Below are 23,227 nucleotides of genomic sequence, written 5' to 3'. Positions count from 1 at the left end.
TCTCCGGAGCAGGGGTCAGGAAACGGCGTGGGGAAGGGAGGCATCGGCGCTGTCGTCCGCGCGACGTAGTGCGCGTTCGCCGGCCAGGCGCAGCAGCGCCGGCACCAGCACGACGGTGAACAGCAGGCTCAAGGCGACGCCGCCGACGGACACCGCGGCCAGGCCGCGGTAGATCACCGCGCCGGGGCCGGGATTGATCGCCATCGGCAGCGCGCCGAGCACGCCGGTGAGCGCGGCGATCAGGATCGGGCGCAGCCGCTGGTCCAGCGCCTGCTTCAATGCATCGTCCAGCGAGGCGCCGGCGGCCTGCGCTTCGCGTGCCTGTGCGACCAGCAGGATGGCGTTGTTGATCACCATGCCCAGCAGCATGATGAAGCCGATCATCGACAGCAGATCCAGCGTCTGGCCGGCCGCCACGTCCAGTACGCGCAGGCCGGCGACACCGCCCAGCACCGCCATCGGCAGCGTGGCCATGACGAAGGCGCTGTCGCGCAGCGACTTGAACATCGCCGCCATCAGCATGAACAGCACCACCAGCGCCAGGGCGAAGTTTGTGCCCATGCTGCGCACCACTTCGCCCAGCCGGTCGGCACTGCCGGAAATGCGGATGGCCGCATCGGGCGGCAGCGCACCGCGCAATGACGGCACGATCTCGTCGTTGACGATGTCCAGCGCCTCTTCCAGCGACATCGTCGCCGGCGGATCGACGGTCAGCGTCACCGTGCGGCGACGGTCGATGCGCCGCAGCTGATTCGGCGCCAGCACGGTGTCGACCCGCGCCAGGTCGGCCAGGCTCAAGACGCCGCCCTGTGGCGTCGCGAGAGGTGCGGCGGCAAGGCGTTCGACATCGTCGCCACGGTTGCTGCGCAGGATGATGGCGAGGCGGCGGTCGCCGTCGAAGTATTCGCCCAGCCATTGGCCGTCGCCGAGCGCACGCACCACCGTGCCGAGTTCCGGCCGGCGCCAGCCGACTTCGGCGAGGCGACGGTCGTCCGGGTTGATGCGCAACTCCGGCGTGCCGGCGTCTGCGTTCGGCCATGCCTGCACGTTGGCGCCGGCGAAGCGGTCGGACAGCAGCTTGCGTCCGGCTTCCGCCGCGCGCGTCAGCGCATCGCCGTCGCCATGCTGCAGGTGGATGGCGATGGCGCGGGCCGAGCCGCCGAAGCTGCCGAACAGCTCGCCCTCGCTGGCGAAGGCGCGGGTGTCCGGGAAGCCGACGACGATCTCGTCGCGGACGATGCGTTCCAGTTCGTCGATGTCGTCCGGATCGACGACGCGCGCACCCAGCGAGCCGCCACCGGGCCACAGGTTGAGGTACCAGTTGCTGAGCTGCGGGCCCTTCTCGCCGTCCATGTAGGGCCGCATGCGCTCCAGGATGACCGGGCCGATCTCGCGGTTGACACGTTCCGGGCTCATGCCGGGTGGGAAATTGAAGAAGGCATCGACGGCGGCGCGCTTCACCGGCGGCAGGTAGTCGATCTGCGGCATCAGCAACGCGGCCAGCAGGGCGGGCGCCAGTACCAGCGCGCCGACCCAGGCCCATTGGCGCTTGCGGCCCTCGGTGGTGCGCAGCGCCCAGTCGCTGATGCGCGACCACACGCGATGCTGCGCGGCGTCGCCGGGGCGGGTGCGCAGCCAGGTGCCGGCCGCGGCGGGCAACACGGTGACGGCGACCAGCAGCGAAATCCCTACGGCGATCGAGATGGTCAGTGCAAGGTCGGCGAACAGCTGGCCTTCCACGTCGTCCATGAAGATCACCGGCAGGAACACCGCGACCGTGGTCAGCGTGGACGCAACCAGCGCGCCGCCGACCTGGCGCGTGCCTTCCAGTGCGGCGCGGCCGGCGGGCATGCCTTCCTCGCGCAGGCGCACGATGTTCTCCGCGACCACCACCGCGGCATCCATCACCATGCCGACGGCGAAGGCGAGGCCGGCCAGCGAGATGACATTGAGACTGCGGCCGGTCAGCTGCAGCACGATGAAGGTGGCCAGCAGTGAGATGGGAATCGCGCAGGCGATCAGCGCCGTGGCGCGCACGTCGCGCAGGAACCACCACAGGCAGCCGATGGCCAGCAGCACGCCAGCGGTCAGGCTGCCGGACAGCAGGCCGAGCGCGCGGTTGATGAAGACCGAGGCGTCGAAACTCTGCGCGATGTCCAGGCCCAGCGGCTTCAGTTCCTCCTCTCGCACCTCGGCGACCACACGCTTTACTTCGTCCAGCGTATCCAGCACGTTGGCGCCGCTCTCGCGCAGGATGCGCAGGCCGATCGCCGGGTTGCCGTTCTGGTAGGCGAAGAAGCGCTGCTCGGGCCGCTTCACTTCCACTGCGGCGACGTCGCCCAGGCGCACCGGGCGCCCGTCGCGCCACGCGAGGATCAGGTCACCCATCGCCTCCGGCGAATAGCGCCCGGCGAAGCGCAGTACGTACTCGCGGCGGCCGGCTTCGACCACGCCGCCGGAAACATCGGTGGCGCGCGCCGCGACCGCGGCGACATCCGGCACCTGGATGCCGAGCGCCGCCGCGCGTTCCAGGTCCAGGGTGATGGTCAGTTCGTCCTCGGCACCGCCGTTGATCTCCACGCCGGCCACGCCGTCGACCGAGGTCAGGCGCGGCACGATGCGATCCTCGATCAGTTGCCGGTAGTCGAGGATGTCGCCGTTCGTACCCGGCAGCTTCTGGATGAAGAAGAACGTCAGCGAGTTGTTGGCGTTGTCGGCGCCGGCCTGCACGACCGGTGGTGTGGCATCGCGCGGCAGCGGCTGCAGGCGGTTCATCCGCGACAGCACTTCCACCAGCATCGCGTCCATGTCGCTGCCGACGGCGAAGGTCAGGTTGATGAAGCTGTTGCCGGCATTGACGTTGGAGGCGATCTCCTCCAGCCCCGGCAGGCCCTGCATCACCGCCTCGATGGGCTCGACGATCTCCGATTCCATCTCCTGCGGCGACGCGGCGCGCCAGGACGTCTGGATGGACATCTGCGGACGTTCGATATCGGGGAACAGCTGTAGCGGCAGCTTGCCCAGGCTCATCAGGCCGAACGCGCAGACCATCGCCACGACCACCGCGACGGCGGCCGGATTGCGCAGGGAAGCGTCGGTGAGTTTCATCGTGCAGGTCCGCGTGGTGGTCGGCGGTGCGCACGATGCGCGCGTCTTCTATGGCGCTGATGGCCCGGAAGTCATGCGCTGCGCCGGATTGCGGCGAGCGGTGAAGACGCTACGACGAACCGAGTATTGAGAATCTGCGTTACGCGCGTCGAATGCTGTTGTAGGAGCGACGTAAGTCGCGACCGCTCGAGTTGAACGTCATGACACGTGTCGCAGTGAGCATGCAACTGCCTGCCGACATTGGCGCCTCGCACGATGCCTGGCTTGACGGGATTCTGAGTGCAAGGTCGCGACTTACGTCGCTCCTACAGAAAGGCAAGCTCCTACAGCAGCATCGCCAGTTTGTCGCGGTGGCTGCGCGACAGCTTCAGTTCCTGGCCGCAGTCGAGCAGCAGGAAGCTTTCGCCGTTGGTGTGCGGGCGCATCTCGACGACGCGGCGCGCGTTGACGATGGTGGAGCGGTGGATGCGCGGGAAGCGCTGCGGGTCAAGCTGCTTTTCCAGGTCGCGCATGGTCGCGCGCAGGATCAGGGTGTTGCCGTTCGGGGCTTCGCCGTCGGTGTGGATGCACATGTAGTCGCCGGCCGCGTCGATCCAGCGGATGCTGTGCAGGTCCACGCGCACGGTGCGGCCGCCGTCGCGCACGGCGAGTTTCTCTTCGCGCCGCAGCTGGTCGAGCGCATCGGGCTTGAGCGCTTCGTCCAGGTCCAGCGGTGGACGGCCGCTGAGTTCGCCCAGCAGGCCGAGCAGGTGCGCGCAGTGGCCACTGGCCTCGCGTTGCGCACGCGCCTGGCGTACGCGGACCAATGCCTGGGCGAGGCGGGACTCTTCCACCGGTTTGAGCAGGTAGTCCGTCGCCGAGGCCTCGAAGGCGCGGATGGCGTAGTGGTCGTAGGCGGTGACGAAGACCACCAGAGGCATTTCGCTGGCGGGGATCGTGCGCAGGGTCTGGAAGCCGTCCATGCCCGGCATCTGCACGTCGAGGAACATCAGGTCCGGGCGATGCTCGCGCAGGCCGGCGATGGCGGATTCGCCGTCGCCGTAATGGCCCACGATCTCGACGTCAGGATGGGCGGCCAGGCGGATTTCGAGTCCGCGTCGTGCGAGTGGCTCGTCGTCGACGATAATGGCGCGCAGTGGCGCGGAGGCGCTGGCATCCATGCGTCAGTCCCCCAGCATCTGCGAGGTCTCGAACGGCAGCCGCAGCGTCACTTCGATGCCGCGTTCGAGGTTGCGCACGGAAAAGCCGCTGGCCTCGCCGTACAGCACATGCAGGCGTTCGCGCGTATTGCGCAGGCCCACGCCCTTGCCCGGCGGCAACTGGTCGCCTTCGAGGGCGCTGCAACCGGGGCCGTCGTCGGTCACCCGCAGCACCAGCTGGTCGCCGTCGCGTTCGGCGGCGATGCGCAGCAGGCCGCCGGTGACCTGCTTGGCGACCGCGTACTTGATGGCGTTCTCCACCAGCGGCTGCAGCAGCAGGCTGGGCAGCAGGGCGCGCCAGCAGTCCTCGTCGATGGCGGTCTCGATGCGCAGGCGCTCGGCGAAGCGGATCTTCTCGATGTCCAGGTACAGCGTCAGCGCGTCCAGTTCCTGCCGCAGCGTGACGCGCTGCATCGGGTCGTTGTCCAGCGAATGGCGCAGGAACGAGGACAGGCCCTGCACCATGCGGTTGGCGGTGGCGTTGTCGCGGTCCAGGATCAGGGTGGAGATGGCATTGAGCGTGTTGAACAGGAAGTGCGGATTCAGCTGGTAGCGCAGCATCTTCAGCTGCGCCTGGTGGGCCATGCTGCGGGCGGCGAGTGCGCGCGCGGTTTCGTCCTGCAGCTGCTGGTAGTACTTGATGCCCATGTAGGCGCCGACCCAGGCCAGCAGCACGTAGATGTAGCCCAGCGAGTAGGCGATGAATTCCAGCTGCGTGGTCGGCTTGCAGGTTTCGCAGAAGTCGACCAGCACCTCGCGGGTGACGAAATCGATGGCGGCCGAACTGGCCAGGATCAGCGGCACCATCAGCACCAGCAGGCGTCGCGGCGGCAGGCTCCAGCAGCTTTTCAACACGTAGCGCAGGCCCAGCGTGACCAGCGCGCCCATGGTCGCGGCGGTGGCCGGCACGACCCAGTAGCCGGACGGCTTGCCGTGGGCGACCGCGTACAGGCAGCCCTGCGCGACGTAGGCGCCCCAGCCGGTCAGGTGCAGCAGCCAGAAGACGTGCTGGCGCGACAGGCTCAGCGGATGGGAGGTGGCGATGGCCATGGTGTCGATCGGGACGCAGGTGCCGCCATGCTACCGCCCCGGCCGCTGGCCGCCCTCACGGTTGGTCGGCCCCGCGGCACGCTTGGGCGCATCCGCCGGTCACGTCAACGGTCCGGGCGGTTCGCCGTCGCCACCGGACTGCAGGGCGATCGGCAGGTGCCAACCGTAGGTGACCGCCATCATCCGCAGGCCGAAACACAGCCCGGCGCCGACCAGCGCGCAGGGCAGCGCAGGCAGCGACAGCCAGTGGCCCAGCGCCACCACCAGCGCACCGGCCAGCGCGGCGACCGCGTACAGCTCGGCGCGCAGGACCAGCGGCACCTGGGCGAGCAGCAGGTCGCGGGCGATGCCGCCGCCGATGCCGGTCAGCATGCCCATGCCTGCGGCCATCGGCGGCGAGACGCCGTACTCCAGTGCCTTTTGCGTGCCTGCCACGGCGAACAGCGCCAGTCCCATCGCGTCGAACATGCGCACGGGATGGTGCAGCTTTTCGATCAGTGGTGCCCGGAAGAACGTCACGATGCCGGCCGCCAGCGAGGTGACCGGGTAGCGCCAGTCGCTGATCGCCGCGGGCGGGGTGGCGCCGATCAGCAGGTCGCGGGTGATGCCGCCAGCGGTGGCGGCGATGAAGGACAGCACCAGCACGCCGAAGAGGTCGAGGCGGCGGCGCACGCCCAGCGTGGCGCCGCTGAGCGCGAACACGAAGGTGCCGATCAGGTCGAGGATGAGGACGAGGGTATCCATGCCGGCATTGTGCCGCCGGCATGGCGGGCCTGCGAGCGTTCGCTCAGGCCAGGATCGGCTGCATACCCACGCCGAGGCGGTTCCATGCATTGATGGTGGCGATGGCCATGGTGAGCTCGGCGATGCCGTGTTCGTCGAAGTGTTCTTTCAGCGCCTCGTACGTGCTGTCGGCCGGTGCACCGGAGGGCAGGGTGGTCAGCTGTTCCGCCCACGCCAGCGCTGCGCCCTCGCGCGCGTCGAAGAAGCGGCTGTCGCGCCAGCCGGCCAGCGTGTGCAGCTTGCGCGACTCCACCCCGGCCTTGACCAGTGCGCTGCTGTGCATGTCCATGCAGTAGGCGCAGCCGTTGATCTGCGACACGCGCAGGAAGACGAGTTCGAGGAATTCCTTCCCCAGCACGCCGTTGTGCACGGCGGTGCTGGTGGCATACAGGCCGCGGAAGGCCTCGGGAACGTACTTCGGATAGTCGACGCGATGGAATTTCATGCTCATGGCAGTGCCTCAGTGGTGGCCGCCGTGGCCACCTTCACTACCAGGACGCGCCAGTGTCGGCGGCCGTGACACTTGCCCCCAGCTTGTCGGGATTGATGACTGTGTACAGCTCGATGATCCGGTCGCCGTCGCTCACCGCCACCATCACGGCCGCCAGCTTGCCATCGCGGTAGCGCAGGATCGCCGGTTCGCCATTGACCCTGCCCATGCGCCAGGTGATGTCCGGGTCCTGCCGCCGATACGCTGCCCAGAACAGGCGCGCGATACGCACTGCGCCCAGCAGCGGACGGGTGACGGCTTGCGCCTTGCCGCCGCCGTCGGAGACCAGTTGCGCGTCCTCGCGCAGCAGCGCGGTAATCGCGGGCTGGTCGCCCCGGCGCGCGGCGTCCATGAAGCGTTCCAGCAGGCGGCGGTGGTTTTCCGGCGCCACGTCGAAGCGCGGTCGCCCCGCCTGCACGCGTTCGCGGGCGCGGTGGACCATCTGCCGGCAGTTCGCCTCGCTCTGTCCCAGCAGCGGCGCGATCTGCGCGTAGTCGTAGTCGAAGGCCTCCTTCAGCAGGAAGGCGGCGCGTTCTTCCGGGCCGAGGCGTTCCAGCACCGCCAGGAAGGCCAGCGACACCTGCTCGGCGACCTCGGCCGAGTGCTCGGGGGTGGGGGATTCGTCGATCTCGGCCGGTTCGGGCAGCCACGGCCCGGTATAGCGCTCGCGTTGCAGGCGCGCGGCGCGCAGGCGGTCGATGCCCAGGCGGGTGGCGGCGGTGACCAGCCAGGCCTCGGCATCGCGGATGCCGCTGCGGTCGGTCTGCTGCCAGCGCAGCCAGGTGTCCTGGACCACGTCCTCGGCATCGCTGCGGCTGCCGAGCAGGCGGTAGGAGAGCCCGAACAGGCGGGGACGGTGGGTTTCGAAGGTGGTTTCGGCGTTCATGCGACCAAAGACGGGGCAGGACGGCGTGGCGTGACAGCCGGGCCGGGAGTCACTTTGGCCTAAAATGGGCGCTTCCGCCCGCTACCCCACCGGCAGCCCCCGGCTTTACGTCCCATGACCTCGATCAAGCAAGAAGACCTCATCCAGTCCATCGCCGACGGCCTGCAGTACATCAGCTACTACCACCCGGTCGACTACATCAAGAACCTCGCCGCCGCCTACGAGCGCGAGGAATCCCCGGCGGCCAAGGACGCCATCGCCCAGATCCTGATCAACTCGCGCATGTGCGCCGAAGGCCATCGCCCGATCTGCCAGGACACCGGCATCGTCACCGTCTTCCTCGAGATCGGCATGGACGTGCGCTGGGACGACGCCACGATGGGCGTGGAGGACATGGTCCACGAGGGCGTTCGCCGCGCCTACCAACACCCCGACAACAAGCTGCGCGCCAGCGTGCTGGCCGACCCGGCCGGCAAGCGCACCAACACGAAGGACAACACGCCGGGCGTGGTCAACGTGAAGGTCGTGCCGGGCAATACCGTCGATGTGATCGTTGCGGCGAAGGGCGGTGGGTCGGAAGCGAAGTCGAAGTTCGCGATGCTCAATCCCTCCGATTCCATCGTCGACTGGGTGCTGAAGACCGTGCCGACGATGGGCGCCGGCTGGTGCCCGCCGGGCATGCTCGGCATCGGCATCGGTGGCACCGCCGAGAAGGCGATGCTGCTGGCCAAGGAATCGCTGATGGAGCCGATCGACATCACCGACTTGCAGGCCCGTGGCGCCAGCAACCGTGCGGAAGAACTGCGGCTGGAGCTGTACGAGAAGGTCAACGCGCTCGGCATCGGCGCGCAGGGCCTGGGTGGCCTGACCACCGTGCTCGACATCAAGGTCAAGGACTATCCGACCCATGCGGCCAACCTGCCGGTGGCGATGATCCCGAACTGCGCCGCCACCCGCCACGCGCACTTCACCCTCGACGGCAGCGGTCCGGTGATGCTGGACCCGCCCTCGCTGGAAGACTGGCCGGAGCTGACCTACGACGCGTCAAAGGGCCGCCGGGTCGACCTCGACACGCTGACCCCGGCCGACGTCGCCAGCTGGAAGCCGGGCGAGGTGCTGCTGCTCAACGGCAAGCTGCTGACCGGTCGCGACGCCGCGCACAAGCGCATGGTCGACATGCTCAACAAGGGCGAGCCGCTGCCGGTCGATCTGAAGGGTCGCTTCATCTACTACGTCGGCCCGGTCGATCCGGTGCGCGATGAGGTCGTTGGGCCGGCCGGCCCGACCACCGCCACCCGCATGGACAAGTTCACCGAGCAGGTGCTGGCGCAGACCGGCCTGCTGGGCATGGTCGGCAAGGCCGAGCGTGGCCCGGCCGCCATCGAGGCGATCCGCAAGCACCAGTCGGCCTACCTGATGGCGGTCGGTGGCGCGGCCTACCTGGTGTCGAAGGCGATCAAGGCGGCGAAGGTCGTCGGTTTCGCCGACCTGGGCATGGAAGCGATCTACGAGTTCACCGTGCAGGACATGCCGGTGACCGTCGCCGTCGATTCGCAGGGCACCTCGGTGCACCAGACCGGGCCTAAGGAATGGCAGGCACGGATCGGCAAGATTCCGGTGGTAGTGGCATAGCGCGGTTCCCTTCTCCCTTCGGGAGAAGGTGCCCGAAGGGCGGATGAGGGGCGAGCGGAGTCGGAATGCCTGAGCCATCCGGACTTGCATCGCCCCTCACCCCAGCCCCTCTCCCGCAGGGAGAGGGGCTCAAATTTCAGAGGTCCCTACATGTCCACCACGCTCTACTACTCCCGCAGTACCGCCAGTCTGGTCGTGCACTGGTTGCTGATCGAGCTCGGCATACCGCATGAACTGCACGAGCTGGACTTCGACAAGTGCGACCAGAAATCCGACGACTACCTGAAACTCAACCCGGCTGGCGTAGTGCCCACGCTGGTGATGGACGGGCAGGTGATCACCGAGACGGCGGCAATCCTGATGCATCTCGCCGACACGCATCCGCGCGCGGAGCTGGCGCCGGCCGTAGCGAGTACGCAGCGGGCGCAGTACTACCGCTGGATGCTGTTCTGCGCCAACACGCTGATGCCGGCGTACCGCGCCTGGTTCTACTCGGACGAGATCGCCGGCGAGGCCAATGTTGAGGCCACCCAGCAACACGCACGGGCGAAGCTGGAGAAGGCCTGGGGACAGGTCGCCGACCACCTCGATGCCCACGGCCCGTACCTGCTGGGCGCGCAGCGCAGCGCGGCCGACTTCCTGCTGACCATGCTGATGCGCTGGTCGCGCAACATGCCGACGCCGACCGACACCTGGCCGGTGCTGCAGGCCTACGCGCAGCGCATGAAGGCGCTGCCGAGTTTCAAGGAAGTCTATGCCCGCGAGGGGCTGACGGACTGGACGTGATCGGCACAGCTCGACTGTAGGAGCGACGTCAGTCGCGACCGCGAACCTTCGGTGCCTCGAATCTACGATCGCGATCAGAATCCATCTGATAGACGTCGCTTGGAGCGATGTTCTTGTGTGCCTCGGCGTGCGGTCGCGACTGATGTCGCTCCTACAACAGGCACCAGCGACACTCAGTCCACGTACTCCTCGAACTTCTTCCCGCCCTGGAACGGCATCAGGTGCTGGCGCAGGATGCCGCGCGGCACCGTCTCCAGCTTCATCACGCCGTACTCCTCCGGCCAGTCTTCCTGCTTCGGCGGCAGCTTGAACGTGCCCATCAGCATGTCCACCAGCGGCAGGTGGATGGCGTAGTTCACGTCCAGGTAGTCCTTGTGCCGTGCGTGGTGCCAGTGGTGGTAGCGCGGCAGCACCAGCAGGTATTCCAGCCAGCCGAAACGAATGCCCAGATTGGCGTGCGCGAGTACCGCCTGCAGACCGACCAGGATCACGTAGGCATTCACCGCCGGCGTCGAGAAGCCTAGGATCAGCAGCGGCAGCAGCACGGCGCTGCGCGTCAGCACGATCTCGACGATATGGATGCGCGAACCCGCCAGCCAGTCCATCTCGCGGCTGGAGTGGTGCACGGCATGGAAGCGCCAGAGCCACGGGATGTTGTGGTACGCGCGATGCAGCAGCGCCTGCGCCAGGTCGGCCACGAACACCGCGATCAGGAACTGTGCCCACACCGGCAGCGACTGGATGGCGTTCTCGAGTGCGGGAAACGCGGCCAGCCCGGCGATCGTCGACGTCGATGCCGTCACCAGGATCAGGATGAACTGCACCAGCATGTGGCTCATGAAGAAATACGTCACGTCCGTGCGCCAGCCCGGACGCAGCGGTGAGATGCGGCGCTTGCCCAGGTAGTGCTCCAGCGGCACGAACACCAGCGCGGAGAAGAACAGCGAGATGACGAACCAGTCCAGGCCCAGCGAATACGGCGTCTTGCCGATCGCATCGAACTGCACGTTGGTGCCACCCAGCAGCACGGCCAGCGTCGCGCTGCCGACGCCGATCATGGCGATGCGCTTGTTGCGATCGCGCAGGATCGCCCAGGTGCCCATGGCGAAGGCCGCCGCCAGACCCACCAGCAGCAGGTGGCGGGCGAACTGTTCGTTGTACGCCGCACGGAACTCCTTGCTGGTCAGCAGTTCCGGGAAGTGGAAGCAGGCCACGGCCATCAGGCTGAGCAGGCCGAGCAGGGCGGCGGAGTAGGCGAAGAACGAACGGCGTTGGCGTGACATGAAGCTTCCCTGGCAGGCGGTACGGGTGCCTGCGTGGGATCTTACGTCAGGCGATGCGATTTCCGGCCGCATCGACGACCGGCTCGCCGTCTTCCTTGCTGAAGGCGCCGCGCTGCGGTTGCGGCAGGACATCTAGCACGAGTTCGGAGGGCCGGCAGAGTTTGGTCCCCAGTGCGGTGACCACGATCGGCCGGTTGATCAGCACCGGATGCGCCAGCATCGCGTCGATCAGGGTCTCGTCATCCGCATCGGCCAATCCGAGTTCGGCATGGACAGGCTCCTTCGCACGCACGACCTCACGCACAGGCTTTCCCATCGCCGCGATCAGCGACAACAGCGTCGCACGGTCGGGTGGCGTCTCCAGATAGGCAATGATCGTCGGCTCGATGCCGGCGTTGCGGATCAGGCCCAGCGTGTTGCGCGAGGTGCCGCAGGCGGGGTTGTGGTAGATCGTCACGTCGTCCATCAGTACCAGTCCAGCAGCGAGATGCCCAGACCCACGTAGGTGGCCTTGTGGTTGTAGTCGATCAGGCTTTCGCCATAGCCATGGAAGACCTGCACGTGCCCGCGGAAGGCGCGGTTGATCGGAAAGCCGTAGTCCACCTGCAGTGCGCCGTGCGATTCGTCACCACCGCGCAGCGAATGCCGGCCCAGCACGGTGAACACGTGGCCATTGCGCGCATAGGTCAGCATCGCATCGCCGCGGCCGATGTAGTTCTCGATGTCGGGGTTGTCGTCGTCGTTGCCGTCCGGCACGCGGTACCACGGGCGCAGGACCAGCGCCCAGTTCTCGCGGTCGAGGCCGACGGTGGCGATGACGCGGTTCCAGCTGCGCGACAGCGGATCGCTGCGGCCGTTCGACTGGTGGTTGAGCGCGATGCCGGTCATGCGGCCCTTCCAGCCCGCGATGCTGTAGTTGTTGCGGAACACCAGCATCACTTCCGGCTCGTAGTTGGTCTCGCGGAACGGCCGCGATTCCTCGCCGTTGTAGACCTGCCAGCGCGAGCTCTGTGTATAGGCACCCCAGATATCGCCGTTGTCGCCGAACACGTTCTCGGCGAACTTGGTCTTGAAGCTCAGCTGGAACTTGGCCTCGATGTCCTGCAGGTCCTGCGGCTCGGTGACCGTGTTGTCGGGATTGGGGGACGACGGGGTGTCGTTGACCTGGCTGGTCCAGAATGCCGGGAGCAGGTACATCGGCTTGTAGGCGCGCAGCTGGAACACGCCCAGCTTGGAGTCCTTTGCCAGTTCCCAGCGGCTGTCGAGCAGCGACCCGCGGCCGGCATTGGCGATCAGGTCGGCTTCCGCGGCCTCGTCGACGCGGAACCAGGCGCCCAGGCGCCGCCGCGTCCGCTCGCTCAACGGCAGGTCGGCGGCCTTGGCCTCCTCGGCGGCGGCACGGGCCTCGGCGCGGGCTTTCGCGCGCGCCTGGGCCTCGGCTTCCTTCGCGGCCAGCGCGTTCTCGTCCGCGCGGCGGGTGTCGGCAGCGGTGCGACCGAGGGCGTCGTCGTAGCAGGCGAGGCGGGCGGCATCGTTTTCCAGCAGGAAGCACGCTTCCGCGGAGGTCGTGGCCGGCGGGCTGTCCTGTGCCTGGCAGGCGAAGGACACGGTGATGCCGATGACCAGGGGCAGCAGTCGGTTGCGGTGCATCATGCGTGGGCTCGAACAGGGGGAAGGCGACATTCTGCCAGCCGACCGGGACGATGCGGGTCGCGGAGCATTCAGAAGATCCAGGCGAACACGAACAGGCCCAGCATCGCGAAGGTCAGGCCCAGCTTCAGCACCACGCCGAGCACGATGCCCAGCCACGTGCCCAGGCCCACCTTCGCCGCCTGCCCGAGTTCACGTCCGTGCCACAGCTCACCCAGCAGCGCGCCGACGAAAGGTCCGGCAAGCAGGCCGATGGGCATGAAGAACAGGCCGGCGAACGTGCCTATCACCGTGCCCACCAGTGCCTTGCGGCTGGCGCCCACCCGCTGCGCGCCTACGGCGGTGGAGAAGATGTCCGCCGCGAACGACAGTGCGGTCAACAGGCCCAGCACCACCAGCGTCACCCAGCCGATCTGCTGGAAGTCGCCGGCCCATGCCGCCAGCAGCATGCCGGCAAACACCAGCGGCAGGCCGGGCAGGGCCGGCAGGACGACGCCGGCGACGCCCACCAGGATCAGCACCACGGCCAGGGCGTAGTAGAGCATCTGGATGTCCAATCAAATCTCCTAGGGAATCAATGGGTTGCCGGGGGCTTGACTTTTCCGTTCAAGCGTTTGCATTTTGCCAAATGCCGGGTTACCGTGCGCTCGCTGCCGTTGCCAAGGTCACCGTGAATCGTGGCCTGATGGGGTAGATCCATGATCCGCTGCATCGTTGTACCTCGCTTCCTCCTTGCAACCAGCCGCCCAGCAGGCGTAACCACCACCCGTTTCAAGGAGCAAGTAGATGTCTGATCGTGAAACCGGAACCGTCAAATGGTTCAACGATGCCAAGGGCTTCGGCTTCATCAGCCGCGAGAATGGTGAAGACGTGTTCGTGCATTTCCGCGCCATCCAGACCCAGGGCTTCAAGAGCCTGAAGGAAGGCCAGAAGGTCAGCTTCACCGTCGTGCAGGGCCAGAAGGGCCTGCAGGCCGACGCCGTGCAGCCGGTCTGATCCACGGAAATCGCCGAACCGCGCCACGGCGCGTGCTCCGCAAGAAAAAGCCCGGCTGACGCCGGGCTTTTTCTTTGCCTGCGATGGGAACGGCTGGATCAGCGGATCACCACGCGACCGTTCTGGACGCGGACGTAGGTGTTCTCGCGGACGCCGGCCAGATCGCGCTGGTTGATCGTCACGCGACGACCATCGTCCATGCGGACGGTGACATTGTAGGTATCGCCGGTGGTGCGGTTCTGGATGGCGTTGCCGGCGGCGGCACCGGCGACGGCACCGGCGACGGTGGAGACGTTCTTGTTGCCTTCGCTGCCACCGGTGCGGTCGGAGATCTGGCGGCCGGCGACGGCGCCGACGATGCCACCCAGCACCGCACCCGTGGCAGACGGCGCGCTGCGGCCCGACGGCACCACCTCGATACGTTCGACGATGCCGCAATCGGTGCAGTAGCGGTTCGACGGCGCGCTGTTGTAGCCACCACTGTTGTAGCCACCATTGCTGTAGCCCGGCGAGGTGCTGGCGCAACCCGCGAGCGCGACGGTGGCGGTCAGGCCGATGGTGAGCAGACGCAAGTTCATGGGTGCCTCCGGTGGATGGTGGGGCCGTCGTAACGTGCGGTCCCCTTGAAGCGCATGCTCTCCATCACCGCGTGAACGTGACGACAATCGGGCCGCTTGCGCGGCCCGGATGTCAGCAGCGATTCAGTCGCGCGGCGGGCGTCATCCGCGGAAATCCTGATGGCAGGCCTTGCAGTTGCTACCGATCTTTTCGACCAGTGCACCGGCGGCGGCGCAGTCGGTCGGTGGTGCGCTGAGGGCGGCGTCCAGGTCGGCGCGGAACTGGCTGGTATGGGTCTTGAAGCGTGCGTCGTCCGCGATGCCAGGGAAGGCCATATCCAGGTCGTTCGCCATCGCCCGCAGCGTGCGGACATGGGGAATGGTGTCGGTGGCGGCGCAGCGGTTCTGCTTGACCTTGTCGGCCAGTTGCCCGGAATGCTTGGCCATCACGTGCATCACGCTGTCCGGGAACGGATCCTGGCGTGCCTGGATGGCGCGCAGCGCCATGACCGTGCAGATCGCGCCCACGACCAGGCCGATGAGGAACAGGAACAGGTAACGCGAGGCGGCGGACGGCTTCTTGGTCTCGGGTTGGCTGGCCATGCGGCGGGCTCCTTGGGAATGACGTCTCGATGGTACGACGCCCATCACGGTTTGCGCCACGGCTTACACTGGTGACATGAAGAAAGAACTCAGGGACCGGTTCGCCGGTATCGATCGCCTGTATGGCGTGGGCACGGTGGAGCGCCACGCGGCCGCGCGCGTGGCCGTGGTGGGCATGGGTGGCGTGGGCTCGTGGGTGGTCGAGGCGCTGGCGCGCTCCGGCATCGGCCACCTGACGCTGATCGATGCCGATGACATCTGTGTGTCCAACACCAATCGCCAGTTGCCTGCCCTGGACGGGCATTACGGCCGCAACAAGGCCGAAGCGATGGCCGAGCGTTGCCGGGCGATCAATCCGCTGATCGACGTCGATGCCGTGCCGCAGTTCCTCACCTCGGCCAACATGGGTGAGTTGCTTGATCGCCGGTTCGACCTGGTGCTCGACGCCTGCGACAGTTTCCGGGTGAAGGTGGAGATGATCGCCTGGTGCCGCCGCCGCAAGCTGCCGATCGTGGTTTCCGGCTCGGCTGGTGGCCGCACCGATCCCACCCAGATCCGGCTGCGCGACCTCTCGCGCACGGAACACGACGCACTGCTCGCGCTGGTACGCAAGAAGCTGCGCGCCGAGTTCAATTTCCCGAAGAACAAGGATCGCTACTTCGGCGTGCAGGCGGTGTACTCGCTGGAGAACGTCAAGTATCCGCAGGCCGATGGCAGCGTCTGCGGCCTGCGGCCACAGCTGGGCGCGGATGCCGCGTTGAAGCTGGATTGCGGGGTCGGCCTTGGCGCCGCGACCCATATCACCGGTGCATTCGCGTTCGCGATGGTGGGCAAGGCGCTGGAGCTGCTGGCCAAGCCGCCCAAGGCCACCGTCAGTCCGGGGGCAGCCTGAAAAGGCGCTCGGCGTTGCGCGTGGTCGCTGCAGCGATCTCGTGCGGCGGCTGGTTGCGCAATGTGGCGATGACGTCGCGGATCGCGGCAAGTCGTGCGGGCTCGTTGCGTTGCCCACGGATGTCCGCATCCGGCTGGTCGGGCGCGTCGGTCTCCAGCAGCAGGAAGTCGAGCGGCATGGTGCGTGCCAGTGTGCGCAGGCGGTTGGCGCGTTCGTAGGTGACCGGTCCGCCCAGGCCGATCAGGAAGCCGGCCTGCCACAGCTGTCGTGCCTGTTCCGGACTGCCGGAGAAACTGTGCACCACGCCGCGCAGATGGCCGACGCGCCGGATCGATGCGATGACTGCATCCACCGCGCGCCGCGCATGCACGATCACCGGCAGGTCGAACTCGCGCGCCAGCTGCAGCTGGCCATCGAAGTAGCGCTGCTGTTTGTCGGCATCCAGGCCGTCGACGAAGAAGTCCAGCCCGCATTCACCGACGGCCACGGGGTGCTCCCGTTCGATCCACTCGCGCAGATCATCGAGGTGCGCAGGACGATGGTCGGCGAGATACATCGGATGCAGCCCGTAGGCAGGGAACAATCCCGCATCACCTGCGCAGACCTCGCGCAGCTTCGGCCAGGAAGACGCGCTGATGGCGGGGACCACTTGGCGGGTCACGCCGGCTGCGCGCGCACGTACCAGTGCGGCATCGCGATCCGCGTCGAACTCGGGCGCGTCGAAATGGCTGTGGCTGTCGACCAGCATGCGTCAGCGCTTGGAGGGCTCGATCGCCGGCGACGGTTCCTTGCGCCGCTTCCAGTTGGCCAACAGCAACGTGCCGAGGCCGAACAGGATCTCGTCGACCAGCGGGAACGGATCGGGCACGAACAGGGTGACCACGAAGAGCGCGGCCGTGATCTTGAACAAGGTGGGATAACGCAGCTTCCGCGCCCATTCGAGCAGGGGCAGGAGCAGGGGGTTGGCCATGGCGGCGATCGCTCTCGATGCGGGAATTGGATGCCACGCTAGCATGATCGCCACGTCGTTGAAGCGTTCATTTTTTGTTCCTTTTCGGGTGACTCCGCGGGTACTTTGTTCAGGTTGGCAATGGTGCAATGATGGCCAGGATGAATCGGGGACACCCCGACTTGGAGGCAGCGATGAAGAGCAATACCACTACGATTCTGGTTGCCGTCGGCGCGCTCTTGGTGGGCGGCGTGGCTACCGCCGCCTTCCTCAAGGGCGGCGACAAGAGCCCCGCAGACCAAGGTGGCCTGGTCTCCGCAGCCGATGGCACGCTGGTCGCGGACGACGTGGCGGCCACCGGCAACGAAATCCCGACCGGTACGCTCCAGTACGCCACGGTGGTGAAGGCCGATCCGATCACCAGTTCGGAGAAACTCTATGCCACGGTGATCGGCACCGAGGCGGTGCGCGAGACCACCACCACCAGTACCCCGCGCGAGGTCTGTGAGGACGTGGTGGTGCAGGAACGCCTGCCCGAGCGCGACGGCAATGTCGGCGGTACGGTGGCAGGCGCGGTGATCGGTGGCCTGCTGGGCAATCAGGTGGGCGGCGGCAGTGGCAAGAAGGCCGCGACGGTCGCCGGTGCGGTCGCCGGCGGTGCCATCGGCAACACGGTGGACAAGCGCCATGTGGGTGGCCGCGTGGTCAGCCGCACGGAGCGCCAGTGCCATACCGAGAACGCAACGTCGGAATCCTCGCGCGTCACCGGTTACAACGTGACCTACCGCAACCCGGACGGCTCCACCGGCACCATGCGCATGGATAGCAAGCCTGGCAGCCGCATCGCGATGGGTACGACGGACAAGATCATCGGCTACGACGTGACGTACCGATTCGAGGGTGAGGATAAGACGATACGTCTTGACCAGAAGCCGGGCGACCGCCTGCCGGTGATCGATGGCCAGGTGGTGACGCAGACGGCCAGCGTCGACGCGCCCGGCAAGGGCTGACGCATCCGCCCGCAAAGGCCTGCGTTTCAACGTGGCACCCCGCAAAGGCCGGCGTTTCGCCGGCCTTTGCTTTGCGGACTGGCGCTTACCGGTGCCGCGGGCCACCGCATACAATGCGGCGAATGACTCCCGCCGGTTGACGCGCAATGGCCCTGAACCCGTATGACCTGTTCGATGTCCGATCCCTCCTGAGCGAAGAGGAGCGCGCCGTGCAGGATGCGGTGGCGCGCTTCACCGACGAGCGCGTGCGCCCGATCATCGGCGATGCCTTCGACCAGGGCCGCTTCCCGAAGGAACTGGTACCGGAGATCGCCGAACTGGGACTACTCGGGTCTTCGCTGCCGGAGAAGTACGGCTGCGCCGGCCTCAACGCGGTCAGCTACGGCCTGATCTGCCAGGAACTGGAACGCGGCGACAGCGGCATCCGCAGCTTCGTCAGCGTGCAGTCCTCGCTGTGCATGTACCCCATCTACGCCTACGGCAGCGAAGAGCAGCGTCAGCGCTGGCTGCCGGACATGGCGGCAGGCAAGGTGATCGGCTGCTTCGGCCTGACCGAGCCGCATGGCGGCTCCGACCCGGCCAACATGAAGACGCACGCGCGCCGCGATGGCGACGACTGGGTCATCAACGGCTCCAAGATGTGGATCACCAACGGCAACCTGGCCGACATCGCCATCGTCTGGGCACAGACCGACGACGGCATCCAGGGCTTCCTGCTCGAGAAGGGCATGGCGGGCTTCACCGCGCAGGAGATCAAGCACAAGATGAGCCTGCGCGCCTCGGTCACCAGCGCGCTGTTCTTCGATAACGTGCGCGTGCCGGACAGCAGCCGACTGCCCAACGTCAAGGGACTGAAGGGCCCGCTGGGCTGCCTGACCCAGGCCCGCTACGGCATCACGTGGGGCCCGATCGGCGCGGCCATCGCCTGCCTGGACGAGGTGCTGGCCTACACGAAGGAGCGCATCCTGTTCGAGCGGCCCGTGGCGGCGACCCAGAGCGCGCAGATCAAGATGGCCGAGATGGCCCGTCGCATCACGCTGGCACAGCTGCTGTCGCTGCAACTGGGCCGGCTGAAGGACGCCGGCACGATGGCGCCGTCGCAGGTGTCGTTGGCTAAGTGGAACAACTGCCGCATGGCGATCGACATCGCACGCGAATGCCGCGACCTGCTGGGCGGCGCCGGCATCACCACCGAGCACGCGGCGATCCGCCACGCACTCAATCTGGAATCGGTGATCACCTACGAAGGCACGGAGACCGTGCACCAGTTGGTGATCGGCCGCGAACTGACGGGCATCAACGCGTTCTGAGATCGATCACTCCCGCGACGGGAGTGAGGTGCAGGGGAGTCGAGTGTCGCCGATCGTCGTGTCCGGTCTTCTGGTGTGGTGTCGATGGACCTTTCCAATCTCCAACTTGAGACCCCACGACTTTTGTTGCGCCTGCCGCGACAGGAAGACTACGAATGCTGGGCGACGTTCGCCGCGGACGAGGAGGCCACACGCTATATCGGCGGCGTCATGGCGCGCTCACCGGCATGGCGCAGCCTGGCGGCGACGCTGGGCAGCTGGCATCTGCAGGGCTTCGGGATGTTCTCGGTCATCGAGAAAGCCAGTGGCCGCTGGATCGGGCGGGTAGGGCCGTGGCAGCCGGAGGGCTGGCCTGGAACCGAGGTCGGCTGGAGCATCGCCCGGGAGGCGTGGGGCAAAGGCTATGCGCCGGAGGCGGCGGCCGCCAGCATCGCGTGGGCGTTCGATCAGCTGGGGTGGGATGAGGTCATCCACACCATCGATCCGGACAACGTCAACTCGAAAGCCGTCGCCGCCAAGCTGGGTTCGACCTACCAGCGAATGGATCGGTTGCCCGAGCCGCACCACGAGAAGCCCGTCGAGGTCTGGGGACAGACGCACGCGCAGTGGCAGGCGCGCAGGGCCGAGCATCCGTGACGGAAACCTCCGCGCTGCATGCAGGCCTGCAAGACGCCTTGCCTGAGCTGGAGCGGACGTTCCGCGATCCCTGGTGGATCATCGGCAGTGCGGCGATGGCGCTGGCCGGCGTCCCCGGCATCGCACCGCAGGATATCGACGTGTTGTGCAGTCGCGACGATGCGACCCGATTGCGGAGCGCTTGGGCGAAACAAGTCGATCCGGCTTATCACCCTCAGGACGAGGCGCGGTTCCGGTCCACGTTCGCGCACTTCATGCATCTGCGGATGCCGCTGGAAATCATGGGGGGACTGGAGGTGATGACACCCGACGGGTGGCGTCCGCTGCAGGTACGGGACGATGCCGTCCTCGGCCTCCATGGCCATGCCATCCGCGTGCCGACGCTTGCCGACCAGCAGCGCATCTTCCTGCTCTTCGGTCGCGCCAAGGACCTGGCCAAAGCCGCCCGCATCGCCACTTTCCTGAAGAATGACCATGTCGCCTGAGCCCATCACCGCCTACGGCATGTCCACCTCGGGCAACTGCCACAAGGTGCGCCTGCTGCTGGAACAACTGGGGCGTCCCTACCGCTGGGTGGAAGTCGACAGCGCCAATGGCGCGACGCGCGCGCCGGCCTACCTGGCGAAGAACCCCAACGGCAAGGTGCCGATGCTGGAGCGCGCCGACGGTGGCATCCTCGTCGAGTCGAACGCGATCCTGTGCTGGCTCGCCGATGGCACGCCGTTCCTGCCGGCCGATCCATGGCCGCGGGCGCAGGCACTGAGCTGGCTGTTCTTCGAACAGTACAGCCATGAGCCCTACATCGCCGTCGCGCGCTTCATCCGTGGCTGGACGCCCCTCGATTCCCCGCGCCGCGATGACCTGCCGCGCCTGATCGAACGGGGAGGGCAAGCGCTCGCGGTGATGGAGAAGCACCTGCAGCGCGAGGCGTGGTTCACCGGCGCGGCGTATGGCATCGCCGACATCGCGCTGTACGCCTACACCCATTGCGCGGACGACGGCGGTTTCGATCTGCCTGCCTATCCCCGCATCACCGACTGGCTGGCGCGCGTGCGCGCCACGCCGGGTTTCGTTCCCATGCCGGGCGTGAGCGACGACGTCGCAGCACGCCTGGCGTCTTCCCGATCCTGAGCGAACACATGACTGCCAACCCGATTCCGGCCCGCATGAAGGGCCTCAACCGCGCCGAGATCTGCGACCAGAACTTCATCGAGTTCGTGAAGGACTGGGATGGGCAGGTCGGCGCCAAGCCGGCGGCCGGCGACGCCATCCTGGCCGGCAGCGCGCTGGATGCGAGAGGGTTCGTCGAACTGCTGGAATCCCAGCTGATCTCGCGCCACCTCGACCTGATGGCACGTGTCCTGCGCGTGCAGAACAAGGTCTTCTACACCATCGGCAGTTCCGGCCACGAAGGCAACGCGATGGTCGCGCGGCTGACGCGACACACGGATCCTGCGTTCCTGCATTACCGCAGCGGTGGCTTCATGGCCGAACGCTTCCGCAAGCTGCCGGGCATGGATCCGGTGATGGATTCGGCGCTGAGCTTCGCCGCGAGCGCCGAGGACCCCGCGTCCGGTGGCCGCCACAAGGTCTGGGGCAGCAAGCCGTTGTGGGTATTGCCGCAGACCTCGACGATCGCGTCCCACCTGCCCAAGGCACTGGGCACCGCAGTGGCCATCGAGCAGGCGCGCCGCATCGGCCATGCGCTGCCGATCCCCGACGACAGTATCGCGATCTGCTCGTTCGGCGATGCCTCCAGCAACCATGCCACCGCGCAGACCGCGTTCAATGCGGCGGCGTGGACCGCGTACCAGAAGCTGCCGGCACCGGTGCTGTTCGTGTGCGAGGACAACGGCATCGGCATCTCGGTGAAGACGCCGGACGGCTGGATCGGGCGCAACTTCCGCGACCGCAAGGACCTGGACTATTTCCACGCCGATGGCCTCGATCTGGCGACCGGCTACGGCCAGGTGCAGGCAGCGGTCGAGCATTGTCGGCGTACGCGCCGCCCGACATTCCTGCACCTGCGCACCACGCGGATCATGGGCCACGCGGGTACCGACTTCGAGATCGAATGGCGCCCGCTGGAAGAACTGTGCGCGGTGGAGGCGACCGATCCGCTGCTGCGTTCCGCCGCGATCGCGCTTGCATCCGGCTTGCTGTCGAAGGATGCGTTGCTCGCACTCTACGAAGCCACCCGCAAGCGCTGCTTTGCCGCCGCCGAGGATGCGGACGGTCGTCCGCGCATCACCACGCTGGAACACGTGATGGCGCCGTTGGCGCCGTACACGCCCGATGCGGTGGCCAAGGAAGCGACGCGTACCGCACCGCACGAGAAGCGTGTTGCCGCGTTCGGCAGCGAGGACAAGCTGCCGGAGAAGCTGCCGCCGCGCCACCTGGCCATCCAGATCAACAATGCGCTGCACGATCTGTTCTGCAAGTACCCGGAGACGCTGTTGTTCGGCGAGGACGTGGCGCAGAAGGGTGGTGTCTATACGGTGACCAAGGGCCTGCAGAAGGCGTTCAAGGGCACCCGGGTGTTCAACACGCTGCTGGACGAGACCATGATCCTGGGCCTGGCGCAGGGCTACGCTAACCTGGGCATGCTGCCGATCCCGGAAATCCAGTATCTGGCCTACTTCCACAACGCCTGCGACCAGATCCGCGGCGAGGCGGCCAGCCTGCAGTTCTTCAGCAACAACCAGTATCGCAATCCGATGGTGGTGCGCATCGCCGGACTGGGCTACCAGCGCGGCTTCGGCGGGCACTTCCACAACGACAACTCGATCACCGCACTGCGCGACATTCCGGGACTGGTCGTCGGTTGTCCATCGCGCGGCGACGATGCCGCCACCATGCTGCGCACGCTGGCGGCGCTGGCAAAGTTCGATGGGCGCGTGACGGTGTTCCTGGAGCCCATCGCGCTGTACATGACCAAGGACCTGCATGAGGCCGGAGACGGCCAGTGGCTGTTCCCGTATCCCGCGCAAGACGAGGCGATGCCGCTGGGCGAAGGCCGCGTCTACGGCGAGGGTGCGGACGACCTGGTCGTCTTCACCTACGGGAACGGCGTGCCGATGAGCCTGCGGGCCGCGCGCAGCATCGAGAAGAAGCATGGCTGGAAGGTGCGTGTCGTCGACCTGCGCTGGCTGGTGCCGCTCAACGCGACCTTCATCGCCGACCAGGCGAAGACGGCGAAGCGCATCCTGGTGGTGGACGAAGGTCGTCATGCCGCCGGCGTGGGCGAAGGCGTCATCACCGCGATCGCGGAGGCGGGTTACCGTGCGCGACCGTTCCAGCGCGTGGTCGGCGCGGACACCTACACGCCGCTGGCTGGCGCGGCCTTCCTGGTACTGCCGGGCGACGAGGACATCGTCGCGGCGGCCGACCGGCTGGCATGATGGCCA

At 67.1% G+C, this 23,227-nt stretch carries 25 protein-coding genes; 11 read left to right on the top strand and 14 right to left on the bottom strand.

Going from position 1 to position 23,227, the window contains the following annotated elements; translation table 11 throughout:
• Positions 1-15: 15 nt before the first annotated feature.
• A complete protein-coding gene (locus AC04MD_RS16370) occupies positions 16-3,108 on the bottom strand; it encodes an efflux RND transporter permease subunit (RefSeq protein ID WP_475498336.1) in 3,093 nt (1,030 codons plus the stop codon).
• Here AC04MD_RS16370 and AC04MD_RS16365 point away from each other — a divergent pair.
• A complete protein-coding gene (locus AC04MD_RS16365; RefSeq protein ID WP_475498335.1) occupies positions 3,098-3,238 on the top strand; it encodes a hypothetical protein in 141 nt (46 codons plus the stop codon). The two genes, AC04MD_RS16370 and AC04MD_RS16365, sit on opposite strands and share 11 nt — an antisense overlap.
• A gap of 193 nt (positions 3,239-3,431) precedes the next feature.
• On the opposite strand, the gene AC04MD_RS16360 is transcribed toward AC04MD_RS16365, so the two are convergent.
• From AC04MD_RS16360 to AC04MD_RS16340, 5 genes are all read right to left on the bottom strand, one after another.
• The gene (locus AC04MD_RS16360; protein WP_475498334.1) at positions 3,432-4,268 is read right to left on the bottom strand and encodes a LytR/AlgR family response regulator transcription factor; all 837 of its coding nucleotides are present in this window, start codon (positions 4,266-4,268) and stop codon (positions 3,432-3,434) included.
• 3 nt (positions 4,269-4,271) lie between these two features.
• Positions 4,272-5,357 (bottom strand): sensor histidine kinase, encoded by a 1,086-nt coding sequence (locus tag AC04MD_RS16355; protein WP_475498333.1) that lies wholly within the window; start codon positions 5,355-5,357, stop codon positions 4,272-4,274.
• A gap of 99 nt (positions 5,358-5,456) precedes the next feature.
• On the bottom strand, positions 5,457-6,101 hold the full coding sequence (locus AC04MD_RS16350; protein ID WP_475498332.1) for a trimeric intracellular cation channel family protein: 645 nt from the start codon (positions 6,099-6,101) through the stop codon (positions 5,457-5,459).
• A 43-nt stretch (positions 6,102-6,144) separates the two neighbouring features.
• Positions 6,145-6,585, bottom strand: coding sequence for a carboxymuconolactone decarboxylase family protein (locus AC04MD_RS16345; protein ID WP_475498547.1), 441 nt, complete (start codon positions 6,583-6,585; stop codon positions 6,145-6,147).
• Between the two features lie 43 nt (positions 6,586-6,628).
• Positions 6,629-7,516: an RNA polymerase sigma-70 factor gene (locus tag AC04MD_RS16340; RefSeq protein WP_475498331.1), complete on the bottom strand. Its 888-nt coding sequence runs from the start codon at positions 7,514-7,516 to the stop codon at positions 6,629-6,631.
• A 114-nt stretch (positions 7,517-7,630) separates the two neighbouring features.
• Here AC04MD_RS16340 and AC04MD_RS16335 point away from each other — a divergent pair, with 114 nt between their 5' ends.
• Both AC04MD_RS16335 and AC04MD_RS16330 read left to right on the top strand, forming a co-directional pair.
• Positions 7,631-9,148 (top strand): fumarate hydratase, encoded by a 1,518-nt coding sequence (locus tag AC04MD_RS16335; protein ID WP_475498330.1) that lies wholly within the window; start codon positions 7,631-7,633, stop codon positions 9,146-9,148.
• Positions 9,149-9,298: 150 nt separating this feature from the next.
• Entirely contained in the window at positions 9,299-9,934 is a 636-nt protein-coding gene (locus AC04MD_RS16330) for a glutathione S-transferase family protein (protein ID WP_475498329.1), read from the top strand.
• A 173-nt stretch (positions 9,935-10,107) separates the two neighbouring features.
• Here the strand turns inward: AC04MD_RS16330 and AC04MD_RS16325 are convergent, their stop codons facing one another.
• From AC04MD_RS16325 to AC04MD_RS16310, 4 genes are all read right to left on the bottom strand, one after another.
• Positions 10,108-11,217, bottom strand: coding sequence for a sterol desaturase family protein (locus AC04MD_RS16325; RefSeq protein WP_475498328.1), 1,110 nt, complete (start codon positions 11,215-11,217; stop codon positions 10,108-10,110).
• A 46-nt stretch (positions 11,218-11,263) separates the two neighbouring features.
• On the bottom strand, positions 11,264-11,683 hold the full coding sequence (arsC, locus tag AC04MD_RS16320) for an arsenate reductase (glutaredoxin) (protein ID WP_475498327.1): 420 nt from the start codon (positions 11,681-11,683) through the stop codon (positions 11,264-11,266).
• Positions 11,683-12,870, bottom strand: coding sequence for a phospholipase A (locus tag AC04MD_RS16315; protein WP_475498326.1), 1,188 nt, complete (start codon positions 12,868-12,870; stop codon positions 11,683-11,685). The genes arsC and AC04MD_RS16315 overlap by 1 nt, the downstream gene beginning before the upstream one ends.
• A 68-nt stretch (positions 12,871-12,938) precedes the next feature.
• Positions 12,939-13,424, bottom strand: a complete 486-nt coding sequence (locus AC04MD_RS16310; RefSeq protein WP_475498325.1) for a DUF456 domain-containing protein — start codon at positions 13,422-13,424, stop codon at positions 12,939-12,941.
• Positions 13,425-13,653: 229 nt separating this feature from the next.
• Here AC04MD_RS16310 and AC04MD_RS16305 point away from each other — a divergent pair, with 229 nt between their 5' ends.
• Positions 13,654-13,863 carry a cold-shock protein gene (locus tag AC04MD_RS16305; RefSeq protein ID WP_055944114.1) on the top strand — a complete coding sequence of 70 codons (210 nt, stop codon included), beginning with the start codon at positions 13,654-13,656 and terminating at the stop codon, positions 13,861-13,863.
• 98 nt (positions 13,864-13,961) lie between these two features.
• Here the strand turns inward: AC04MD_RS16305 and AC04MD_RS16300 are convergent, their stop codons facing one another.
• Both AC04MD_RS16300 and AC04MD_RS16295 read right to left on the bottom strand, forming a co-directional pair.
• Positions 13,962-14,441 carry a glycine zipper 2TM domain-containing protein gene (locus tag AC04MD_RS16300; RefSeq protein ID WP_475498324.1) on the bottom strand — a complete coding sequence of 160 codons (480 nt, stop codon included), beginning with the start codon at positions 14,439-14,441 and terminating at the stop codon, positions 13,962-13,964.
• A 141-nt stretch (positions 14,442-14,582) separates the two neighbouring features.
• A complete protein-coding gene (locus tag AC04MD_RS16295) occupies positions 14,583-15,023 on the bottom strand; it encodes a cytochrome c (RefSeq protein ID WP_475498323.1) in 441 nt (146 codons plus the stop codon).
• A gap of 76 nt (positions 15,024-15,099) precedes the next feature.
• On the opposite strand from AC04MD_RS16295, the gene AC04MD_RS16290 reads away from it, so the two are divergent.
• A complete protein-coding gene (locus AC04MD_RS16290; protein ID WP_475498322.1) occupies positions 15,100-15,915 on the top strand; it encodes a tRNA threonylcarbamoyladenosine dehydratase in 816 nt (271 codons plus the stop codon).
• On the opposite strand, the gene AC04MD_RS16285 is transcribed toward AC04MD_RS16290, so the two are convergent.
• Together AC04MD_RS16285 and AC04MD_RS16280 are read right to left on the bottom strand one after the other, a co-directional pair.
• Positions 15,896-16,663 carry a TatD family hydrolase gene (locus tag AC04MD_RS16285; RefSeq protein WP_475498321.1) on the bottom strand — a complete coding sequence of 256 codons (768 nt, stop codon included), beginning with the start codon at positions 16,661-16,663 and terminating at the stop codon, positions 15,896-15,898. The genes AC04MD_RS16290 and AC04MD_RS16285 overlap by 20 nt on opposite strands.
• Positions 16,664-16,666: 3 nt before the next feature.
• On the bottom strand, positions 16,667-16,885 hold the full coding sequence (locus tag AC04MD_RS16280; RefSeq protein WP_475498320.1) for a DUF6116 family protein: 219 nt from the start codon (positions 16,883-16,885) through the stop codon (positions 16,667-16,669).
• A 173-nt stretch (positions 16,886-17,058) separates the two neighbouring features.
• Here AC04MD_RS16280 and AC04MD_RS16275 point away from each other — a divergent pair, with 173 nt between their 5' ends.
• The 6 genes from AC04MD_RS16275 to AC04MD_RS16250 all read left to right on the top strand — a co-directional run bounded on the left by AC04MD_RS16275 (position 17,059) and on the right by AC04MD_RS16250 (position 23,221).
• The gene (locus tag AC04MD_RS16275) at positions 17,059-17,874 is read left to right on the top strand and encodes a glycine zipper 2TM domain-containing protein (protein WP_475498319.1); all 816 of its coding nucleotides are present in this window, start codon (positions 17,059-17,061) and stop codon (positions 17,872-17,874) included.
• Positions 17,875-18,020: 146 nt separating this feature from the next.
• Positions 18,021-19,184, top strand: a complete 1,164-nt coding sequence (locus tag AC04MD_RS16270; protein WP_475498318.1) for an acyl-CoA dehydrogenase family protein — start codon at positions 18,021-18,023, stop codon at positions 19,182-19,184.
• A gap of 84 nt (positions 19,185-19,268) precedes the next feature.
• A complete protein-coding gene (locus tag AC04MD_RS16265; RefSeq protein WP_475498317.1) occupies positions 19,269-19,820 on the top strand; it encodes a GNAT family N-acetyltransferase in 552 nt (183 codons plus the stop codon).
• Positions 19,817-20,305 (top strand): nucleotidyltransferase family protein, encoded by a 489-nt coding sequence (locus tag AC04MD_RS16260; RefSeq protein ID WP_475498316.1) that lies wholly within the window; start codon positions 19,817-19,819, stop codon positions 20,303-20,305. Before AC04MD_RS16265 ends, AC04MD_RS16260 begins: the two co-directional genes overlap by 4 nt.
• A complete protein-coding gene (locus tag AC04MD_RS16255; protein WP_475498315.1) occupies positions 20,295-20,951 on the top strand; it encodes a glutathione S-transferase family protein in 657 nt (218 codons plus the stop codon). Before AC04MD_RS16260 ends, AC04MD_RS16255 begins: the two co-directional genes overlap by 11 nt.
• Before the next feature lie 8 nt (positions 20,952-20,959).
• Positions 20,960-23,221 (top strand): thiamine pyrophosphate-dependent enzyme, encoded by a 2,262-nt coding sequence (locus tag AC04MD_RS16250; RefSeq protein ID WP_475498314.1) that lies wholly within the window; start codon positions 20,960-20,962, stop codon positions 23,219-23,221.
• The last annotated feature ends 6 nt before the right edge of the window (positions 23,222-23,227 follow it).

The organism is Pseudoxanthomonas sp. LjRoot206 (genome assembly GCF_056175725.1).
This window is presented reverse-complemented; position numbering and strand designations above follow the sequence as displayed.

What these genes read in the sequence shown, in the direction of transcription:
- arsC (WP_475498327.1), bottom strand. Translation starts at nt 11,683, where the DNA reads ATGGACGACGTGACGATCTACCACAACCCCGCCTGCGGCACCTCGCGC.
- AC04MD_RS16325 (WP_475498328.1), bottom strand. Translation starts at nt 11,217, where the DNA reads ATGTCACGCCAACGCCGTTCGTTCTTCGCCTACTCCGCCGCCCTGCTC.
- AC04MD_RS16360 (WP_475498334.1), bottom strand. Translation starts at nt 4,268, where the DNA reads ATGGATGCCAGCGCCTCCGCGCCACTGCGCGCCATTATCGTCGACGAC.
- AC04MD_RS16270 (WP_475498318.1), top strand. Translation starts at nt 18,021, where the DNA reads ATGGCCCTGAACCCGTATGACCTGTTCGATGTCCGATCCCTCCTGAGC.
- AC04MD_RS16335 (WP_475498330.1), top strand. Translation starts at nt 7,631, where the DNA reads ATGACCTCGATCAAGCAAGAAGACCTCATCCAGTCCATCGCCGACGGC.
- AC04MD_RS16250 (WP_475498314.1), top strand. Translation starts at nt 20,960, where the DNA reads ATGACTGCCAACCCGATTCCGGCCCGCATGAAGGGCCTCAACCGCGCC.
- AC04MD_RS16315 (WP_475498326.1), bottom strand. Translation starts at nt 12,870, where the DNA reads ATGATGCACCGCAACCGACTGCTGCCCCTGGTCATCGGCATCACCGTG.
- AC04MD_RS16350 (WP_475498332.1), bottom strand. Translation starts at nt 6,101, where the DNA reads ATGGATACCCTCGTCCTCATCCTCGACCTGATCGGCACCTTCGTGTTC.
- AC04MD_RS16255 (WP_475498315.1), top strand. Translation starts at nt 20,295, where the DNA reads ATGTCGCCTGAGCCCATCACCGCCTACGGCATGTCCACCTCGGGCAAC.
- AC04MD_RS16275 (WP_475498319.1), top strand. Translation starts at nt 17,059, where the DNA reads ATGAAGAGCAATACCACTACGATTCTGGTTGCCGTCGGCGCGCTCTTG.
- AC04MD_RS16285 (WP_475498321.1), bottom strand. Translation starts at nt 16,663, where the DNA reads ATGCTGGTCGACAGCCACAGCCATTTCGACGCGCCCGAGTTCGACGCG.
- AC04MD_RS16300 (WP_475498324.1), bottom strand. Translation starts at nt 14,441, where the DNA reads ATGAACTTGCGTCTGCTCACCATCGGCCTGACCGCCACCGTCGCGCTC.
- AC04MD_RS16305 (WP_055944114.1), top strand. Translation starts at nt 13,654, where the DNA reads ATGTCTGATCGTGAAACCGGAACCGTCAAATGGTTCAACGATGCCAAG.
- AC04MD_RS16340 (WP_475498331.1), bottom strand. Translation starts at nt 7,516, where the DNA reads ATGAACGCCGAAACCACCTTCGAAACCCACCGTCCCCGCCTGTTCGGG.
- AC04MD_RS16355 (WP_475498333.1), bottom strand. Translation starts at nt 5,357, where the DNA reads ATGGCCATCGCCACCTCCCATCCGCTGAGCCTGTCGCGCCAGCACGTC.
- AC04MD_RS16280 (WP_475498320.1), bottom strand. Translation starts at nt 16,885, where the DNA reads ATGGCCAACCCCCTGCTCCTGCCCCTGCTCGAATGGGCGCGGAAGCTG.
- AC04MD_RS16345 (WP_475498547.1), bottom strand. Translation starts at nt 6,585, where the DNA reads ATGAAATTCCATCGCGTCGACTATCCGAAGTACGTTCCCGAGGCCTTC.
- AC04MD_RS16265 (WP_475498317.1), top strand. Translation starts at nt 19,269, where the DNA reads ATGGACCTTTCCAATCTCCAACTTGAGACCCCACGACTTTTGTTGCGC.
- AC04MD_RS16290 (WP_475498322.1), top strand. Translation starts at nt 15,100, where the DNA reads ATGAAGAAAGAACTCAGGGACCGGTTCGCCGGTATCGATCGCCTGTAT.
- AC04MD_RS16295 (WP_475498323.1), bottom strand. Translation starts at nt 15,023, where the DNA reads ATGGCCAGCCAACCCGAGACCAAGAAGCCGTCCGCCGCCTCGCGTTAC.
- AC04MD_RS16330 (WP_475498329.1), top strand. Translation starts at nt 9,299, where the DNA reads ATGTCCACCACGCTCTACTACTCCCGCAGTACCGCCAGTCTGGTCGTG.
- AC04MD_RS16370 (WP_475498336.1), bottom strand. Translation starts at nt 3,108, where the DNA reads ATGAAACTCACCGACGCTTCCCTGCGCAATCCGGCCGCCGTCGCGGTG.